This window comes from Rhodococcus sp. AQ5-07, from assembly GCF_009707305.1.
In the GTDB taxonomy this organism is placed as follows: Bacteria; Actinomycetota; Actinomycetes; order Mycobacteriales; family Mycobacteriaceae; genus Rhodococcus_F; species Rhodococcus_F erythropolis.
In genome coordinates this window covers 1,309,420-1,327,601 of the sequence record NZ_CP046099.1, presented here as the reverse complement: position 1 = coordinate 1,327,601, position 18,182 = coordinate 1,309,420, and the positions used below count along the sequence as shown (strand labels likewise).

Genomic DNA, 18,182 nt, shown 5'->3' with positions numbered 1-18,182 from the left:
GACCAACGAAACCAGCTCAGCTGACTGCGTCGGCCGCCGCTTTGCGCGCTGCCACCGGATCACCGGTTGCCAGCACCGCCGCCGCAGCCGCCTCACATTGCGCCATGGTGACGGATCCGACCTTCGCGCCCACACCCGCGACCGACGCCGCAGCGCACGACAGCGAGGAAACTCCGAGTCCGGCCAGAACACACGCCATCAGTGGATCGGCGGCCGCCTCACCGCAGACGCCGACGCGCTTGCCTGCCGCCTGACCGGCCTGGGCCGTACGTGCGACAAGGGCGAGCACCGCGGGCTGCCACGGATCGGTCAGGTCGGCGAGTTCGGAGGACATCCGATCAGCGGCCATCGTGTACTGAGCGAGGTCGTTGGTACCGATCGAGAGGAATTCGACGTGTTCGAGAATCTGGTCGGCCAACAGCGCCGCCGCCGGGATCTCCACCATCACACCGGGAACAAGATCGCGTGCCCGCACCGCATCGGCAAAACGTTTCGCCTCGGCCGGGGTGGCGATCATCGGTGCCATCACCCACGGCGACGAGTTGGTCGACGCCGCAGCTGATGCGATCGCGTCTAGCTGGCGGTCGAGAATTCCCATGTCCTGCCAGGCGATTCGGACCCCACGAACGCCGAGTGCCGGATTCGCTTCCTCTTGATGGTTGGCGAATTTGAGCGGCTTGTCCGAACCCGCGTCCAACGTGCGAATGATGACCTTCTTTCCTGCGAAGGCCTCGAGAACCTCGGCGTAGATCGCCGCCTGCTCGTCTACGGTCGGTTCGGTCTCACGGCCGAGGAAGCAGAGTTCGGTCCGGAAGAGCCCGATGCCCCCCGCAGCAGTCGACGCCGCGGCGCGAGCGCCCGCGCCGTCTTGAACATTGGCGAGAACGTCTACCGGCCGGCCGTCCGCCGTCTGGCCCGGTCCGGTCCAGGTGCTGACGCGTTCGCGATCGATCCGGGATTGTTCGACCAGTTCACGCGCGTGCCCGGGATCCGGCTCCGCGATCACGTCGCCGGTTGTTCCGTCGATCAGAATCGGTATTCCTGCCGAGATAGATTCCAATTCCTTCGCGGCGACGATGCACGGGATGCCCAACTGCCGCGCGATGATTGCCGTGTGGCTGGTCGGGCCGCCGTAGATGGTCACGAGTCCGATGATCTTGGATGCATCGAGGCCCGCGGTGTCTGCAGGAGCCAGATCGTCCGCGCACAGCACCGACGGTGTCTCGGGCATCGGAACTCCAGGTTCGGGTAATCCGGAGAGTTCGGCGATCACGCGGTCCCGGATGTCCTCGAGGTCGGTGACGCGCTCGGCCATCAAACCGCCGACCTTGGTGAACAGCACCACGAACTGCTCCGTCGCCGCGATCGCAGCCTGCACCGGGGGCACTCCGCCGGCGATCGACTTCTTGGCCGCCCCGATCCAGCCACGATCAGCTGCCATCGCCGCGTTGGCCTGCAAGACCTCTGCGGCCGCGCCGGTAGCTTCGGCGGCCCGTCCGAGAAGGCGGTTCTCGACAGCCTTCGCCGCTGCGACGAAGGCGTCCACGGCGGCCTCTCGATCGGCCTCGTCGAGTGCCGGCGCATCGGTGACGAGTTCTGGTCGGCTGGACGGCCAGATCGCCGGGCCGTAGGCGATTCCAGGCACCACGGGGGTGCCGTGCACGGTGATTCGGTTGAGCTGTTCGGTCATCTGTCCTCCTTGAGCGATGGGCCCGGTGTCTCACCGGATCACCTCGAGCGCGTAAAGCCCTCACCTTCGTTGTGACGAAGATTACTCCCAAGTCTTGACATGTCAACACACTCGGGCGTAAAACAACATAAAGCAACATTCACTGTGATCCACAACGCACCGTCGGATGACACTTCGGAATCGGAGAGCACGTGTACGCGGAAGAACGCCAACAAGCGATCGGCACCATGGTGTCGCAGCGCGGACGCATGTCCGTGGCGGCTCTGTCGGAGACCTTCGGTGTGACCACCGAGACCGTGCGTCGCGATCTGGCCTTCCTCGAGCGGATCGGACAGATCAGGCGTGTACACGGCGGCGCCGTTCCGACCGGATCCCTCCACGTCACCGAACCGGGCATGGCGGAACGCGATCAGACCCGCGCGCAACAGAAGGACCGGATCGCCCGCTGCGCGGTCACCTACCTCCCTCCCACCGGCGGCAGCGTGATCTTCGACGCGGGCACGACCACGGGCCGCATGATCCCCGAACTGCCGACCGAGAACGACTTCACAGCCGTCACCAATTCCGTCCCGATCGGCGCACGCCTGGCATCGATGAACTCGATTTCCCTGATACTGCTCGGCGGTCGAGTACGCGGGGTGACTCAAGCCGTGGTCGGCGAGGACGCCCTACGCCTGCTGAGCACGTTGCGAGTCGACGTCGCCTTCATCGGAACGAACGCGATCAGCGTCGGGCACGGACTCTCCACTCCGGACAGCGAAGAGGCCGCCGTCAAACGAGCAATGGTCAAAGCCGCCAATCACGTTGTGGTGGTGGCCGATTCCACCAAAGTCGGCCGCGAGCACTTGATCAGCTTCGCCCCACTCGACAGCATCGACGTCCTCATCACCGACGAAGAGATCAGTCCCACAGACACATCCGAGTTCCACGACCACGGAATCGAGGTGGTGATCGCATGATCGTCACACTGACAGCCAACCCGAGTATCGATCGGACCGTGCAGCTCGAGCAACGGCTCGAACGAGGCTCCGTCCTACGCGCCCACTCCACTCGCAGCGACCCCGGCGGCAAGGGGGTCAACGTCGCGCGTGTTCTCGCCGCCGCCGACCTCGACGTTCTCGCGGTTCTGCCGGGAAACGGTGGGGACCCTCTGCTCTCGGCGCTGGCAGCCGGTGGGATTCCCCACATCGGTGTCGCCACAACGGGTCTGGCTCGCACCAACATCACCATTGCGGAACCGGACGGGACAACGACGAAGATCAACGAACCCGGCGCAACGCTGTCCGGTTCGACGCTCGACGCCCTGGCACAGGAGTTGATTGTCCGCGCCGATACCGCACTGTGGTTCGCGCTGTCCGGCTCACTGCCCCCCGGCGTTCCGCTCGGGTGGTACGGCGAACTTGTCGCGGCGCTGCGCGATCACCCGTGCAAGGTGGCGGTCGACACCTCGGACGCCCCGCTGACGGCACTCGCCGAAGCGTTCCCCGGCTCGGCACCCGACCTGCTCAAACCCAACGGCGAGGAACTCGCACAACTGACCGGCGTCGACGGCCACGTCCTCGAACGTGCTGCCGAGAACGGTGATCCCGGGCCTGCAATCACGGCGGCGCAGCGATTGGTCGACCGCGGCGTCGGCAGTGTGCTCGCCACGCTCGGCGCAGCAGGTGCTGTCCTCGTCACCGCCGGCGGCGCATGGATCGCCACCGCTCCCCCGATTGTCGCAGTCAGTACCGTCGGCGCAGGCGATTCTTCGCTGGCCGGCTACATCCTCGCCGAAGCGGGAGGCGGCTCGGAATCCGAGCGGTTACGTCACGCGGTCGCCTACGGAAGCGCCGCTGCCTCCCTTCCCGGCACAACTCTTCCCACGCCCGAACAGATCGATCTGGCAGCGGTTTCGGTATCTGCAGCCGATGCCTCCTCTCCCATCCCCGTCCCCACCGAACTCGCCTGACGCCTTAAGGAACCTGACATGTCCGATACCAACGCAGCCGGCGGTTCCGGCCCCGAGATCATCAGTCCCGAACTGATCTCACTCGACACCGACCTGGGTACGACCAAGGAAGATGTCATTCGTTCTCTCGCAGCGCGATTGACTGCAGCGGGACGGGCGAGCGACGCCGCGGGGCTGGTCGATGCCGCACTCGCTCGCGAAGCGCAGTCCGCGACCGGACTGCCGGGCGGAATCGCCATTCCCCACTGCCGCGCCGAGGCCGTCTCGTCCGCGTCCCTGGGGTTTGCTCGACTCGATCCGAAGGTCGATTTCGGTGCACCCGACGGCCCCGCCGATCTGGTGTTCCTGATCGCGGCACCCGAAGGCGCCGGAGCCGAGCACATGAAGCTGCTCTCGTCCTTGGCCCGAGCGCTCGTCCGACCCGCGTTTGTCACGTCGCTTCGTGAGGCGTCGACGCCGGACGAGATCGTGCGACTGGTCGACGAGGTACTCAATCCCGCGCCGAAGGATGCTCCAGCAAAGGCTGCGGCAGTGACACCCACTCCTCCTGTTTCCACTGGGAAACACTCCACCGAGGAGGCCCCGGCTCCAACGCCCGCGGAGCGTCACATCGTCGCGGTCACCGCGTGCCCGACCGGAATCGCTCATACCTACATGGCTGCGGACTCACTCGTCGCCGCGGGTGAACGCGCCGGGGTCAAGGTTCACGTCGAAACGCAGGGCTCGAGCGGAAGCACCCCCCTTGACCCTTCGGTCATCGCCGGAGCCGCCGCGGTCATCTTCGCCACCGACGTCGGAGTGAAGGGCCGCGAACGATTCGCCGGCAAACCCGTTGTCGCTTCCGGTGTGAAGCGGGCGATCAACGAGCCGGACAAGATGCTTGCAGAAGCGTTGCGCGCCTCCGAGAATCCCGCCGCCGCCACCGTGGACGGCACCGCCGCCGCGGCCGCGGATTCCGATGCCGGTTCCGTAGGGTTCGGCACCCACCTCCGTCAGGTCCTCCTGACCGGTGTCAGCTACATGATCCCGTTCGTCGCGGCCGGCGGTCTGCTGATCGCACTCGGCTTCCTGCTCGGCGGATACGAGATCTCCGGTCCTGCCAAGGACATCGTTCTCAACAACTCGATCACCAACCTTCCCGACGGTGGTCTGGCCACCTATCTCGGCGCAGTGCTGTTCCAGATCGGTTCGTTGGCATTCAGCTTCCTGGTGCCCGCGTTGGCGGGCTACATCGCCTTCGCTATCGCCGACCGGCCTGGCATCGCTCCCGGCTTCACAGCCGGCGCGGTCGCCGTGTTTGTCGGTGCCGGATTCATCGGCGGCCTGGTCGGTGGTCTCATCGCCGGTGTCGTCGCGCTCTACATCGGCCGGATCGCCGTCCCGCAGTGGCTGCGGGGCCTGATGCCGGTGGTGATCATTCCGCTGTTCGCGACGCTGGTTGTCGGAGCACTGATGTTCATCGTCCTCGGTCGTCCGCTCGCCGCGATCACCTCCGGTCTCACCGACTGGCTCAACGGACTGTCCGGCAGCTCGGCCATCTTCCTCGGCATCATTCTCGGCCTGATGATGTGCTTCGACCTCGGCGGACCGGTCAACAAGGCGGCTTACGCCTTCGCTGTAGCCGGACTCAACGTCAACGACCCGGCCACTTTGCGCATCATGGCGGCAGTCATGGCTGCCGGTATGGTTCCGCCGCTGGCCATGGCACTTGCCTCGACGGTGCTGCGTCCCAAGCTCTTCAGCGAAGCCGAACGTGAGAACGGAAAGGCTGCCTGGTTGCTGGGTTCGGCATTCATCTCTGAGGGCGCGATTCCTTTCGCCGCTGCCGACCCGCTTCGCGTGATCCCCTCGATGATGGCGGGCGGCGCCGTCACCGGTGCGCTGATCATGGCTTTCGACGTCACTCTCAGCGCCCCGCACGGCGGGATCTTCGTCTTCTTCGCAGTCGGCGGAATCGGCTGGTTCCTGGTCTCGCTCGCCGCGGGAACCGTGGTAGCTGCGCTCGCCGTCGTCGGAGCCAAGGAGTTCTTCCGCAAGGGGCCGTCCGATGCCGAACTCGACCCCGAAATCGTGCCCGCTGCGGCATGATCGACAGCAAGCAACGCTGCAGTCACCACTGTTGTCACCAAATCCGCCCAAAGACCCCACAACGTCCGCACCGATAGATTCACAACGAGGAGATCCCATGCCCAGCAAGACAGTTGCCGTCGGTTCCGCAGTCGGCCTCCACGCCCGCCCCGCCGCTCTCATCGCCGAAGCAGTCGGAGCCTCCGGCGCCACGGTCACCCTCGCAGTCGCCGACGGCGAACCGGTGGATGCAGGTTCGGCACTGATGATCATGACGCTCGGAGCCGCCAAGGACACCGAAGTCACCATCGAGTCCGACGACGCCGACGCACTCGCCAAGGTCGCCGAACTGGTAGCCGCTGATCTCGACGCCTGACCTGATGTCAGTCGGTGCTGTGTAGCGGGCCGGACACTCTCACGGAGTCAGTGCGAGTGTCCGGCCCAGCCAGTCCATTTCGAGTTCCAGAGCAGTGCCCCACACATCACCCGAGTGCCCGCCGGGAAGGGTGTAGTAGTCCACGTTCATGTCGGCGGCGCGCGCAGCCTCGAACATGATCTCCTGCTGAGGGCGGTAGATGTCGTCGTCTTCACCCGCGACAAATACACCAGACAACTGCGGATACCGATTCTGCGCCATCAGGTCTCGGGCGTTGACCGCGTCGAAAGCGTCTTCGTCGCCGTCGAACATCGCAGCCACAGTGTCCTCGTGGTCACCGGTCGACGGTTCGTCCTGGCCGGAGAAGTCCAGGAACGACGGGTATCGGTCCGGGAAGTTCACGGCCATTTCGATCGCGCATGTCCCGCCGTACGAAAACCCACCGATAGCCCATTGCGCAGCGTCCGGATTCACTTGAAGGTTCGATTCGATCCAGTTCGGGACGTCCTGGTCCAGATACGTCGCGACGTTGCCGAGCGCCGAATCCATGCAGCCGGGGTTGGCGTCGTAGTCCCCCAACGCGTCGGGCACCACCACCACGGGAGCAAGCCCGGAATGCCTCGATGCATAGGCGTCGACGGTGGTCGCGAGACGGCCACTGTCCAGCCAGTCACTGGGGCTGCCGGGCTCACCCGCCACCAACACCAGGACGGGCAACTCCGCACGTGGATCGGCAAGATAGGCCGGCGGGAGATACAACGTCGCCGGCCTCGCGTCGAAACCCGAGATGTTTCCCGGAATCGACGCTTCCGTCACGACGCCGTTGCTCGGCATCCGCACCGGAACCTCCCAATGAGTTTCGGTGGGAAGTCCCCGCTGTAGCCGAGGTTCGGCCCCGGGGAGCGAATCGAAAGCAACGTGCTCGACCGAGCCGACCGGCCAGTGCCCGACCAGTGATCCGAGCGTGGGGTAAGTGCCGGTCTGGGCATTGACCTGACCCACCGCGACGATCGCGGCCAGACCGGCCAACACCGTCACGGAAAGGCCGCGGGCCAGTCCTGGACGCCGAAGGAGAACAAGCGCCGCGCCGATGACTCCGAATATCGCCAACGCTATCCACACAAAACTCGACAGGGGTAGCTGCGCGGGCAACGGTCGATAACTGAGCCACACGAACATCGCGCCGCCGGCGGACCCGACCACTGACAAGCCCAGTGCGACAAGCACGGCCCGACGCGGCAACCAACGAAGCAAAAGCAGCGCGCCGACGCCGACGAGGACGGAACCAACGAGCAGCGCTGCGGTGATGTGTCCGTGCTCGAGTGACATACGCGAGAGCCGCGTCAGGAGTTGATGCCCGTGCATTCGTTCCAGTATCCACATCTACCGGCAGTCTGCGAATTCGTGGAATTGGTGGGAATCAGCGGCGTCGTCGAGATCTCACGAACGCCACACCTCCGAGCGCGCATCCTGCCGCGACCAATCCGGCCCACACGAATGTCCATGGATCGACCCCGACGCCGACCGAATCGCCAGAAGAGACTGCCGTCGATTCGGTCGCTTCCACGAGCGCGCGCATCACGTGAACCGGCGGCAAAGCTCCACCCGCAGATTCCGATCCGATCAGAACATCGCCCGCGTCGTTGAACGCCACAGCCTCGCCCTGAGGCTCCGTCGGGAGCGGGATCCGCAACGGTTCGGTATCGGTGAGCGTCGCGCCGATTCCGCCGTCCACGACCTCGTACAGGTACAGATCGGAGTAACTCCGAAGCGCGATCGCCGAACCGTCCGACGACACCGCTCCCCCGGTGAACATCACCGACACGGGCTTCTCCGGTCCGAGAGATACGGCTCCGACGCGCTCGAGCGGCGTCGGGCCGGGTTGCGCCAAGTCACTCAGTTTCTGATCCCCGACGGGTGTGTAGACACTGCTGGAGCCGAACAATTCCTTGGTCACGACAAACACATGGCCATCAGGGTCGAGCAGAATCGATTCGGTGTCGTGCGCGCCGTCCGGGTACGTGAGGCGGTGCAACGTACCGTCACCGGAATCGAGGTCCATCGTGATGAACGCCACCGTGTCGCGGGTTCGGAGGTTGTCGCCGGTATCCGACAGAACGAGCGTTCGACCACTCACCGCAAGATCTTCGACGTCGTATGGATCGATCGGAACCGGAATCTGTTTCTGGACAACACAGTTCAGGTCCATTTCGAATACGAAGTCGTCACTGCCGCCGTCACCCATCGCGTAGATCCGATCGTCGACGACGACCATCCCCGACAACTCCTGGAGCGCAGGATCGGTAGGTGTACAGAGTGGGGCGAACTCGCTCGGTTCGAACGACGACGCCTGTGCGAGCGCTCCGGGAAGCAGTGCGGTTGCCGTAGTCGCAGCAAGCACCGCGACCACGGCCCCGAAACTACGCACTAGGTGCGTACTCCACCAATGCCGAGGCCAACATCTGTGGAACGCGTGCGTGCACCCGCGTTCCCGCCTCTTCGTGAGTCGATTCCAAAATCGTTCCGTCCGAGTGGATTCGAGCCATAAGATCACCGCGCGTGTACGGCACCAGCACGTCGACCTCGACCTCCGGCCGAACCAGCACCTCGCTGAGATGTGCTCGTAGTTCAGCGATTCCTTCACCGGTCCGCGCCGAGACGAACACGGCACCAGGCAACAGACCACGTAGTTGCGTCAAGGTAACCGGATCTGCCGCGTCGATCTTGTTGACCACGATCAACTCCGGCGGAGCCTTCGAATCCGTCTCGCGCAGAACATCGGTGACGACTTCCCGCACAGCCTTGATCTGTTCTGTCGGCAACGGATCCGAACCGTCGACGACGTGCAGAAGCAGATCCGCGTCGGTCACTTCCTCGAGAGTCGAACGGAATGCCTCGACCAACTGAGTCGGAAGGTGTCGCACGAAGCCGACCGTGTCGGTGAGTACGTACTCGCGGCCGTCGTCGAGTGCTGCGCGGCGAGTTGTCGGGTCCAAGGTGGCGAACAACGCGTTCTCCACGAGCACACCGGATCCGGTGAGCGAATTGAGCAGACTCGATTTGCCCGCGTTCGTGTATCCGACGATGGCGATTGACGGGATGTCACTCTGCAGTCGACGGGTCCGCTTGGTGTCGCGGGCGGCCTTCATGCCCTTGATCTCGCGGCGCAGTTTTGCCATGCGCTCACGAATACGGCGACGGTCCGTCTCGATTTTCGTCTCACCGGGACCACGCAGGCCCACACCTCCGTTACTGCCGGCGCGGCCACCGGCCTGGCGCGACATCGACTCGCCCCAACCACGCAGACGCGGGAGCATGTACTCCATCTGAGCGAAAGCCACCTGGGCTTTACCCTCACGAGACGTGGCGTGCTGAGCAAAGATGTCGAGAATCAGAGCCGTCCGGTCGATGACCTTGACCTTGACGATCTTCTCCAGCGCCGTGAGCTGCGCCGGCGTCAGCTCACCGTCGCAGACGACGGTGTCGGCGCCGGTCGCCAGGACTACTTCGCGCAGTTCCTGAGCCTTGCCGGAACCGATGTAGGTGGCAGCGTCGGGTTTGTCGCGGCGCTGAACCAGTCCTTCGAGGACCTCGGAGCCGGCCGTCTCGGCCAGTGCGGCCAGCTCGGTCATACTCGCCTCGGCCTGCTCGGCAGTTCCCTGCGTCCAGACGCCGACCAGGACAACTCTTTCGAGTCGAAGCTGGCGGTACTCGACTTCGGTGACGTCCTCGAGCTCGGTCGACAGACCGGCCACGCGGCGCAGGGCGCCGCGATCTGCGAGTTGCATCTCACCGGTCGACGGGTTGCCCGATGCGGACGCTGCCGTGTATTCGGCTTGCGCGTACTCGGACTGCTCGTGAGCGGTGGACTCTTCGTTTTCATGTGTGTTCGTCATACAAGATCCATGGTCCCACGAAACCTGGCCACGGTGCATCCGTATTTCCTGCAGGCGTATTTCCCGCGGGCGATATCACACGAGCGATTGCCACCAGACATCGCTGATCGTCCCGTTCGCCACCAGAACCGAGGGCCCCCGCAACGACCCTTCGCCGCCTTCGACGGTGACCTGCACTTCGCCGCCGAGCACGCGCACCAGCACCGAGCCTTCGTCGCGGCCGTCGAACTTCAGCGCCGCGGCCGCAGCTGCGACCGTTCCGGTTCCGCAGGAACGAGTCTCGCCCACACCACGCTCGTGTACGCGCATGTGGACCCCACCGTCGTGGATCGGCGTCACGATCTCGATGTTGACCCCGTGCGGGAAGAACCCGGGATCGAAGCCCGGAGAAACACTCAAATCGAGCGCACTCAAAACTTCTGCCGTCACGTGCTCGTCGACACACGCCAAATGCGGATTACCGACGTCGATGCCGACGCCGGCGAAGACGCGGCCGTCGATTGTTGCCGAACTGGTGCCGAGGTCCTTGATCGGGCCCATCGCCACGGTCACGTCACCATGTGTGGCGTCGTAGCCGTGCACCACGACCGGACGCGCTCCGGCACGGCTGCCGACCACGAACTCGTCCTTGCTCTCCAAGCCCGAGGCCTTGAGATAGTGGGCGAATACGCGAACTCCGTTTCCGCACATCTCCGCGATGGAGCCGTCGCTGTTGCGGTAGTCCATGAACCAGTCTTCGGCAGCGACGCCGTCGGGCAGCGCACCGAGCACGCCCGCGTCCGCAAGTGCGCCTGCCCGGGCGACACGAAGGATGCCGTCGGCGCCGAGGCCACGCTGACGATCACACAACGCTGAAACTCGCGCCGGCTCGAGATCGACCCGAACGTCGAGGTCAGGGAGAACAACGAAGTCGTTCTGCGTGCCGTGGCCCTTACTGAAATCCATGGTCGCCATCCTATCCGGACCTACCGACCGACTCACGCAGGTGACGCGGTGACCACGACGTTCTGTTCGTACGTGAAGCCGGACGGCAACGAGGGGTCGGGCACGGTTGCGCCGCCGCAGGTCACGAGGACCAGCCTGGGCGCACCCGTTTCGGAAAAGAACTCGGCCGGCAAAGCCACCTTTTCGTACAGCTTCAGGCTCGCTGCGTGATAGGTGAACATCGTTCCGGTGTCGTCGCTCACGTAGATCGGTGTTCCGGGCTTCATCTGGTGCAGCGCCCACAAGGCGCCGTGCGTGCGATCACCGTCGTCGACGTGGCCGGCAACAAGATTGGTGCCCTCCGAAGATCCGAACTGCACGCCGTTGGTGAAATGCGAAACCTTGTCAGGATGCGGAAGGATCATTCCGCGGTTGGCGCCGAACCCACTGGTCACGATGTCGGCTCGCACATCCAGATCAGGAATCGCGAGCGTATTCGGCGGCAGATCCGTTGGCGCAGGCGCCCAACTCGCCCCTGGATCGGTTGGGGCTCCCACGTCGAAGGGTGCTTCGGGAACAGGTGCGCTGATGGGCTTCCCGGCCGCACTCACCGCAAAATAGACGAGCACCCCGCCGACCGCGAGAAATGTGACGAGCAGTAGGAGAAGCGGCAGCCGACCCGCGCGTCGGCCTCTCGGTCGCGCGTGTGTCCCGGTCTGCGCCATGTTCGTTGTCCTCCAGTCCGTCGATCGCGAAACGAATGGATCACGAAAGAGCTAACTGTAAGATAGCTGATCGGGGCGATCGTGTTACAGGCCGCGATATGCGAGGGCAGCGAAGGCCGAGCGAGCCAGCTCCGGATCGGCACCGTCGAGCCAGTGCACGCGTGCGTCACGACGGAACCATGATCGTTGGCGGCGAACGTAGCGCCGCGTCCCGATGAACGTCCGTTCGAGTGCTTCGGCCAGATCGTATTCACCGTCGAAATGTGCGAGCACCTGTGCGTAGCCGATGGCTCGCGGCGCTGTGACGCCCTCACGCAATCCTTGCTCGACGAGCTCGGCAACTTCGTCGACAAGTCCGCCTGAAAACATCAGTTCGGTTCGCAACCGAATCCGTGTGTCGAGTTCTTCCGTATCCCGATCCACGCCGAGAATGCGGGTTCCCCAACGAGGGTCACCGATCTGCGGAGCTGAGGCCGCGAACGGCAGACCTGTCAGCTCGACGACCTCGAGCGCCCGAACCATCCGCCGGCCGTCCGTCGGCAGTATCGACGCCGCCGCTACCGGATCAGCAGCAACAAGCGCCGTATGCACCGCACCGACCCCACCGTCGGCCAGCACTGCCTCCCACTTCGCGCGAACTTCGGGATCCGTTGCCGGAAAGGACCATTCGTCGAGTAGGGACTGGACGTACATCATGGATCCGCCGACGATCACCGGAACCTTGCCCTCCGCGATCAGATTCTCGGCGATCGCGATCGCGTCGCTTTGATAACGCGCGACGGTGGCGGTCTCCTTCACGTCGAGAACGTCGAGCAGGTGATGCGGAATCCCGCGACGCTCGGCCGGCGTCAGTTTGGCGGTCCCGATATCCATGCCGCGATAGAGCTGCATCGCGTCGATGTTGATGATCTCACCGCCGAATTCTTCGGCCAGTGCCAACGCGAGATCGGACTTTCCCGACGCGGTCGGACCGACAACTGCGATCGGGCGAAGTTCTTCAGGGACGTTCACGGCCGCCACGTCCCGACGTGGTAAGCGACGCCGAACGGCGCGTCGCTGTAGTCGACCACCGAACGTGTCGTGGTTGACCGAGACGAGTCCATGAAGACACCGGCCAGGACCTGCCACGCCGCACGCCCCTGGGCTCCGACACTCCGGCAGAGCTGCGGATCGAGAGCAAGAAGCGCCTCCGGGTCACCGGCGGTCAGGGCATCGTCGATGGCTGATTGCACGCCAGCGGCGCGCTCGTCGAAGCTTCCGGGCGCCTTTGCCGTCAGCGTGGACGCACCGTCAGCCACGATCAGAAGCCCTTGCGGTCGGTTGTCGCTGTCGAGTTGCTTGCGCAGCTGCTGCCCGAATTCACGACATTCATTCACCGACGCCTTTGCACTGACGACGTGCATGTCGACGGTGATCTCCACGTCCGCTCGGGCACGCAGCCAGCCGGCAACAAGGGCGCACAGTTCGAGAGATGGCAGCGGTTCACCTGCCGCATCCGCGTCCAGGGACGTCCGGACATCGGCACCGAATCCCGCGAAAGTACCGATCTGCCCACGTCCGACGCCCGATCGCCAGAGTTCGCCTGCATTCTCGGGTTCTGCATTCTCGGGGCCGACACCGACGCCCACCCAGTGAACCGCCTCGTGAGAGAGCCGGCGCACGGCGGCCGTCGCCGCGGCGCGCACCTGAGCAGACTCGGCCGAATCACCGGACAATTCCGGCACGAGTAACGGCGCCGAGGGGACGAGAACAGCGGAAGTCAACACAGTTGCCACGCTAGTCGACCCCGAGGTGGCGACCTCACACCCTCTTACCTGATTCAATAGTCGGAGAACGTGAGTACCGGGTTCAATGGAACCAGGAATGCGATCAGGCAGCCGTGACGCGCGGCAGAGACGAGGACCGATGACCGAGAACAGTGAACCCACCACCGGCGCCGACAGCAGTTCGGCCAGCCCGAGCCCGGCAGCACCCAAACCCGGTGCTCCCAAACCTGGTGGACCACGCCCCGGTGCGCCCCGCCCCGGAGCACCTCGCCCCGGCCCGGCAGCCTCGCATGCCGTCACCGCCGCGCCGGCCAGCGACCCGAGCAAGTTCGGCCGCGTCGAGGAAGACGGAACCGCCTGGGTGAAGACCGCTGACGGTGAACGCCAGATCGGTTCGTGGCAGGCCGGGGACGCCACCGAGGGCCTCGCCCATTTCGGTCGTCGCTACGACGACCTCGCGACCGAGGTCTCGCTACTCGAGGCTCGTCTGACGTCGGGCGCCGGAGACGCCAAGAAGACCAAGGCTGCCGCCATCGCTCTGTCCGAATCCCTCTCCACCGCTGCCGTGATCGGTGACCTCGACGCTCTGGCCCGCCGACTCGACGTGATCGTTGCCGGGTCCGACGAGGCCGCAGCGCACGCGAAGGAAGAGAAGGAACAGTCTCGCGCCGCGAGCACCGCCCGCAAGGAGGCCCTCGCAGTCGAGGCCGAACAGATCGGTTCGGAGTCGACCCAGTGGAAGACCGCGGGTGATCGACTGCGCGAGATTCTCGACGAGTGGAAGACGATTCGCGGAATCGACCGCAAGGTCGACGACGCACTGTGGAAGCGGTACTCCAAGGCTCGCGAGTCCTTCAACCGACGGCGTGGAGCGCATTTCGCCGAACTCGATCGTGATCGTGCGAGCGCCCGTTCGACGAAGGAAGAACTGGTCGAGCGCGCCGAGAAGCTGTCGACCTCCACTGAATGGGGACAGACCGCTGGAGAATTCCGCGATCTGCTCAGCGAGTGGAAGGCTGCCGGCCGCGCACCGCGCGAGGCCGACGACAACCTGTGGAAGCGCTTCAAGGGCGCTCAGGACGTGTTCTTCGCCGCACGCAACGCTGCTGCATCCGAGCGCGACGCCGAATTCGAGCAGAACGCAGTCGCGAAGGAAGAGCTGCTCGCTGCGAACGCGAACATCGATCCGGCACACGGACTCGAGAACGCTCGTGCAGCGCTGCGCGACCTGCAGGAGAAGTGGGACGCGATCGGCAAGGTGCCGCGCGACCGGATGCAGGAACTCGAAGCGAAGCTCCGGGCCATCGAAACCAAGGTGCGCGACGCCGTCGACGCCGAGTGGCGTCGTACCGATCCGGAAGCACTTGCCCGGGTCGCGCAGTTCAAGGAGCGGGTCAGCCAGTTCGAGGAGCAGGCCGCCAAGGCTCAGGCTGCCGGCAAGACGAAGGACGCCGAGAAGGCTCTCGCTCAGGCAAAGCAGTGGCGTGAGTGGGCCGAAGCAGCCGAGAGCGCTGTCAGCGAGTAGCAGACGACAAACGAGTACGACTACAACGCCGGCTGACTCCGAAAGGAGTCAGCCGGCGTTGTAGTGCGCTATTGGCTAAGAGAACTTCCGTGTCAGCCGACGTTCCATTCCTGATGCTTCTCGGCTTCAGCCGCAGCGATCCGGCGTTGCTCCTCGGCGGCGAGCTGAATGTTGGTTCGCGTCCAGACCACCTTGAGCCAATGGAACGTCAAGAACACGACGGCAAACCATCCGATGACCAGCCCGATCGACGGTCCTGCCACGTTGAATCCGGCGGGAATGGTCTGACGTGACCAGACGGCCATCATTCCCAGCGCACTCGCTACGGCACTACCGGCCAGCGCGACCCACGCCAGACTCCAGCGCCGCGTCACGAGTGCGAGCATCGAGAATCCGATGCCGAAGATGACAACGAACCACACGAACAAGCGTGAGAACAGTGCAATCCGTTCACTTTCGGCGTCCTGGTTGTACGCGAGCACATCCCAGCCGTTCGCCACTCCCGCATGGGGCAGTGCAAGGGTGCCGACCAGCACGAGCACCGCAACCGCGACAACCATGGCGCGCGCACCCGGATCGATTTCTCCCGCGACCTTGCGTTCCGCGTCGTCGAGGTCCTTGCGGTAGCCCTCGAAGGCGTCGTCGCCCGGCTGAGGTGTCTTGTTCTCGTGTTGCGAGGTCATGCGTTGCATCCCATCTGGACGGGTTGTGGGGCTGGGGCACCGATCTTCGGTAGTCCGAGACCTACGCCGATGGGCGGGGTCTTGGGTGTGATGCCCTTTTCGAACGAATCACCGGCGCGGGTCCGACGGTGCGTGAGCACTCCGTCATCTGCCACGAGGTGATGGGGGGCTCCGTGGGTGACGACGACCGTCACCACGTCGCCGGGTCGGATTGTGCCGTCGAGGTTTCCCTCGGGTCGGAAATGCACCAGGCGGCCGTCTCGCGCGCGACCGCTGAGACGGTGAGTCGCTGCGTTCTTGCGGCCCTCACCCGCAGCCACCAGCAGTTCTACCTCGGTGCCGACGAGTTTGCGATTTTCCTCGATGTTCACTTCTTCCTGAACCGCGAGCAATCGCATGTAGCGTTCCTGGACAACCTCTTTGGGGAGTTGATCGGCCATCTCCGCCGCCGGCGTGCCCGGGCGCTTGGAGTACTGGAAGGTGTAGGCGTTGGAGAATCGCGCCTTACGCACGACGTCCAGCGTCTCCTGGAAATCCTCTTCCGTCTCCCCCGGGAACCCGACGATGATGTCCGTGGTGATGGCGGCGTGCGGCATTGCGGCGCGCACCTTCTCGATGATCCCGAGGTACTTCGACTTGCGGTATGAGCGCTTCATCGCCTTGAGAACCTTGTCCGAACCGGACTGCAACGGCATGTGCAGTTGCGGGCAGACGTTGGGAGTGGTTGCCATAGCTTCGATGACGTCATCGGTGAACTCTGCCGGGTGCGGCGATGTGAACCTGACCCGTTCGAGGCCGTCGATGTGTCCACATGCCTTCAAGAGGGAAGCGAAGGCTCCGCGATCGCGCGGTTGTTCCGGATCGGCGAACGACACGCCGTAGGCGTTGACGTTCTGTCCGAGCAGGGTCACTTCCGAGACACCCTCGTCGACGAGTGCCTGCACCTCGGCCAGAATGTCGCCGGGACGTCGATCCACTTCCTTGCCACGCAAAGCTGGAACGATGCAGAACGTGCACGTGTTGTTACAGCCCACCGAGATGGAAACCCAACCCGCGTAGGCGGATTCGCGCTTGGCGGGCAGTGTCGACGGAAATGCCTCCAGCGCGTCGAGGATTTCGACTTCGGCGCGCTGATTGTGGCGCGCACGGTCGAGCAGCGCGGGAAGCGAGCCGATGTTGTGAGTGCCGAAGACGACATCGACGAACGGCGCCTTCTTGACGACGGTGTCACGATCCTTCTGCGCCAGGCACCCACCGACCGCGATCTGCATGTCGGGGTTCGCCTCCTTGTTCGGGGCGAGCTGGCTGAGGTTGCCGTACAACTTGTTGTCCGCGTTCTCGCGGACCGCACACGTATTGAAGACGACAAGATCAGGATCGGTTCCGGTCTCCGCCTTCGAATACCCGGCGTCCTCGAGCAGACCGGACAGTCGCTCGGAATCGTGGACGTTCATCTGACAGCCGTACGTCCGCACCTCGTAGGTGCGAACAGGCGTAGCAGTTGCCTCCGGAACTGCAGTCGGCTCCGGAAGTGCAGGGGACATTTCGTCGATCAGTGACACGCTTCAGCCTAGCTCACGTCCACTACGACGTGTAATAACGCCCTGATAAACAGCCGAAACGCGACATAAACGTCGTCACAGTAAAATTTCCATTACATATGGCAAGAACCATGGCGAAATCACGGGCGTCGACGCAAACTACGCCTAAGGTTCTCGTTTATGACCCAAGCCGACGATGCGACGACGCCGACCACCTCCGGCGATTCCACATCCATGATTTCGATGACCTCGGTGAACAAACACTTCGGGGAACTTCACGTCCTGCAAGAGGTCAATCTCGAGGTACCCAAGGGCCAAGTGGTGATCGTCCTCGGTCCGTCGGGCTCCGGTAAGTCGACTCTGTGCCGCACCATCAATCGCCTCGAACCCATCGACTCCGGCACCATCGCCGTCGACGGAAAGACGCTCCCCGAAGAGGGCAAAGCACTTGCCGCACTTCGTGCCGACGTCGGGATGGTCTTTCAGTCTTTCAACCTGTTCGCGCACAAGACGATCCTCGAGAACGTCATGCTCGCACCGATGAAGGTCCGCAAGGCAAAAAAGGACGAAGCCAAGAAGACCGCGCAGGCGTTGCTCGAACGTGTCGGTATCGCCAATCAGGCCGACAAGTACCCGGCGCAGCTTTCCGGCGGTCAGCAACAGCGTGTCGCCATTGCTCGCGCTCTTGCGATGCAGCCGAAGGTGATGTTGTTCGACGAGCCCACCTCCGCTCTCGACCCCGAGATGGTCAACGAAGTCCTCGACGTCATGACCTCCCTCGCGAAGGAAGGCATGACCATGCTCGTGGTCACGCACGAGATGGGCTTCGCGCGCAAAGCCGGCGATCGTGTGCTGTTCATGGCTGACGGCCAGGTCGTCGAAGACACCACGCCCGAAGAGTTCTTCACCCATCCCAAGTCGGATCGGGCCAAGGACTTCCTCGGCAAGATCCTCACGCACTGATTACAGTCTCCCCTCCGACAGTCCTGTCCTCGTCCACAAGACAACTTGCTCGACTGCACCGTTCACCTCGGCTGC

Annotated in this window: 16 protein-coding genes; 6 read left to right on the top strand and 10 right to left on the bottom strand. The window is 64.2% G+C overall.

The features are described 5' to 3' along the window. Positions 1–16: 16 nt before the first annotated feature. Entirely contained in the window at positions 17–1,690 is a 1,674-nt protein-coding gene (locus GJB56_RS06295; protein ID WP_113684393.1) for a putative PEP-binding protein, read from the bottom strand. Between the two features lie 191 nt (positions 1,691–1,881). Between GJB56_RS06295 and GJB56_RS06290 the strand changes: the two genes are divergently transcribed. From GJB56_RS06290 to GJB56_RS06275, 4 genes are all read left to right on the top strand, one after another. Further along, the gene (locus tag GJB56_RS06290) at positions 1,882–2,649 is read left to right on the top strand and encodes a DeoR/GlpR family DNA-binding transcription regulator (RefSeq protein ID WP_020969481.1); all 768 of its coding nucleotides are present in this window, start codon (positions 1,882–1,884) and stop codon (positions 2,647–2,649) included. After that, positions 2,646–3,641, top strand: coding sequence for a 1-phosphofructokinase family hexose kinase (locus GJB56_RS06285; RefSeq protein ID WP_099697703.1), 996 nt, complete (start codon positions 2,646–2,648; stop codon positions 3,639–3,641). Before GJB56_RS06290 ends, GJB56_RS06285 begins: the two co-directional genes overlap by 4 nt. 18 nt (positions 3,642–3,659) lie before the next feature. Continuing rightward, positions 3,660–5,729 carry a PTS fructose transporter subunit IIABC gene (locus GJB56_RS06280; protein ID WP_113684394.1) on the top strand — a complete coding sequence of 690 codons (2,070 nt, stop codon included), beginning with the start codon at positions 3,660–3,662 and terminating at the stop codon, positions 5,727–5,729. Positions 5,730–5,826: 97 nt separating this feature from the next. Continuing rightward, complete coding sequence (locus tag GJB56_RS06275) at positions 5,827–6,084, top strand: HPr family phosphocarrier protein (RefSeq protein ID WP_003942144.1); 258 nt, start codon at positions 5,827–5,829, stop codon at positions 6,082–6,084. A 39-nt stretch (positions 6,085–6,123) separates the two neighbouring features. On the opposite strand, the gene GJB56_RS06270 is transcribed toward GJB56_RS06275, so the two are convergent. The 7 genes from GJB56_RS06270 to GJB56_RS06240 all read right to left on the bottom strand — a co-directional run bounded on the left by GJB56_RS06270 (position 6,124) and on the right by GJB56_RS06240 (position 13,395). Next, the gene (locus tag GJB56_RS06270) at positions 6,124–7,449 is read right to left on the bottom strand and encodes an alpha/beta hydrolase (protein ID WP_230091145.1); all 1,326 of its coding nucleotides are present in this window, start codon (positions 7,447–7,449) and stop codon (positions 6,124–6,126) included. Positions 7,450–7,504: 55 nt separating this feature from the next. Next, on the bottom strand, positions 7,505–8,512 hold the full coding sequence (locus GJB56_RS06265; RefSeq protein WP_113684396.1) for a hypothetical protein: 1,008 nt from the start codon (positions 8,510–8,512) through the stop codon (positions 7,505–7,507). Continuing rightward, positions 8,505–9,980: a GTPase HflX gene (gene hflX, locus GJB56_RS06260; protein WP_003942213.1), complete on the bottom strand. Its 1,476-nt coding sequence runs from the start codon at positions 9,978–9,980 to the stop codon at positions 8,505–8,507. The genes GJB56_RS06265 and hflX overlap by 8 nt, the downstream gene beginning before the upstream one ends. 75 nt (positions 9,981–10,055) lie before the next feature. Continuing rightward, positions 10,056–10,925: a diaminopimelate epimerase gene (gene dapF / locus GJB56_RS06255; protein ID WP_097388192.1), complete on the bottom strand. Its 870-nt coding sequence runs from the start codon at positions 10,923–10,925 to the stop codon at positions 10,056–10,058. A gap of 32 nt (positions 10,926–10,957) precedes the next feature. Further along, entirely contained in the window at positions 10,958–11,629 is a 672-nt protein-coding gene (locus GJB56_RS06250; protein ID WP_020907529.1) for a class F sortase, read from the bottom strand. A gap of 84 nt (positions 11,630–11,713) precedes the next feature. Continuing rightward, positions 11,714–12,649 (bottom strand): tRNA (adenosine(37)-N6)-dimethylallyltransferase MiaA, encoded by a 936-nt coding sequence (gene miaA / locus GJB56_RS06245; RefSeq protein ID WP_070385260.1) that lies wholly within the window; start codon positions 12,647–12,649, stop codon positions 11,714–11,716. Continuing rightward, the gene (locus tag GJB56_RS06240; protein ID WP_020907527.1) at positions 12,637–13,395 is read right to left on the bottom strand and encodes a class III extradiol dioxygenase subunit B-like domain-containing protein; all 759 of its coding nucleotides are present in this window, start codon (positions 13,393–13,395) and stop codon (positions 12,637–12,639) included. The genes miaA and GJB56_RS06240 overlap by 13 nt, the downstream gene beginning before the upstream one ends. Positions 13,396–13,534: 139 nt before the next feature. Here GJB56_RS06240 and GJB56_RS06235 point away from each other — a divergent pair, with 139 nt between their 5' ends. Beyond that, positions 13,535–14,920: a DUF349 domain-containing protein gene (locus tag GJB56_RS06235; RefSeq protein WP_019748202.1), complete on the top strand. Its 1,386-nt coding sequence runs from the start codon at positions 13,535–13,537 to the stop codon at positions 14,918–14,920. A gap of 92 nt (positions 14,921–15,012) precedes the next feature. On the opposite strand, the gene GJB56_RS06230 is transcribed toward GJB56_RS06235, so the two are convergent. After that, complete coding sequence (locus GJB56_RS06230) at positions 15,013–15,603, bottom strand: Rv2732c family membrane protein (protein WP_020907525.1); 591 nt, start codon at positions 15,601–15,603, stop codon at positions 15,013–15,015. Beyond that, complete coding sequence (gene miaB / locus GJB56_RS06225; protein ID WP_020907524.1) at positions 15,600–17,147, bottom strand: tRNA (N6-isopentenyl adenosine(37)-C2)-methylthiotransferase MiaB; 1,548 nt, start codon at positions 17,145–17,147, stop codon at positions 15,600–15,602. The genes GJB56_RS06230 and miaB overlap by 4 nt, the downstream gene beginning before the upstream one ends. Before the next feature lie 231 nt (positions 17,148–17,378). Between miaB and gluA the strand changes: the two genes are divergently transcribed. After that, complete coding sequence (gene gluA, locus GJB56_RS06220; RefSeq protein WP_007735175.1) at positions 17,379–18,107, top strand: glutamate ABC transporter ATP-binding protein GluA; 729 nt, start codon at positions 17,379–17,381, stop codon at positions 18,105–18,107. The last annotated feature ends 75 nt before the right edge of the window (positions 18,108–18,182 follow it).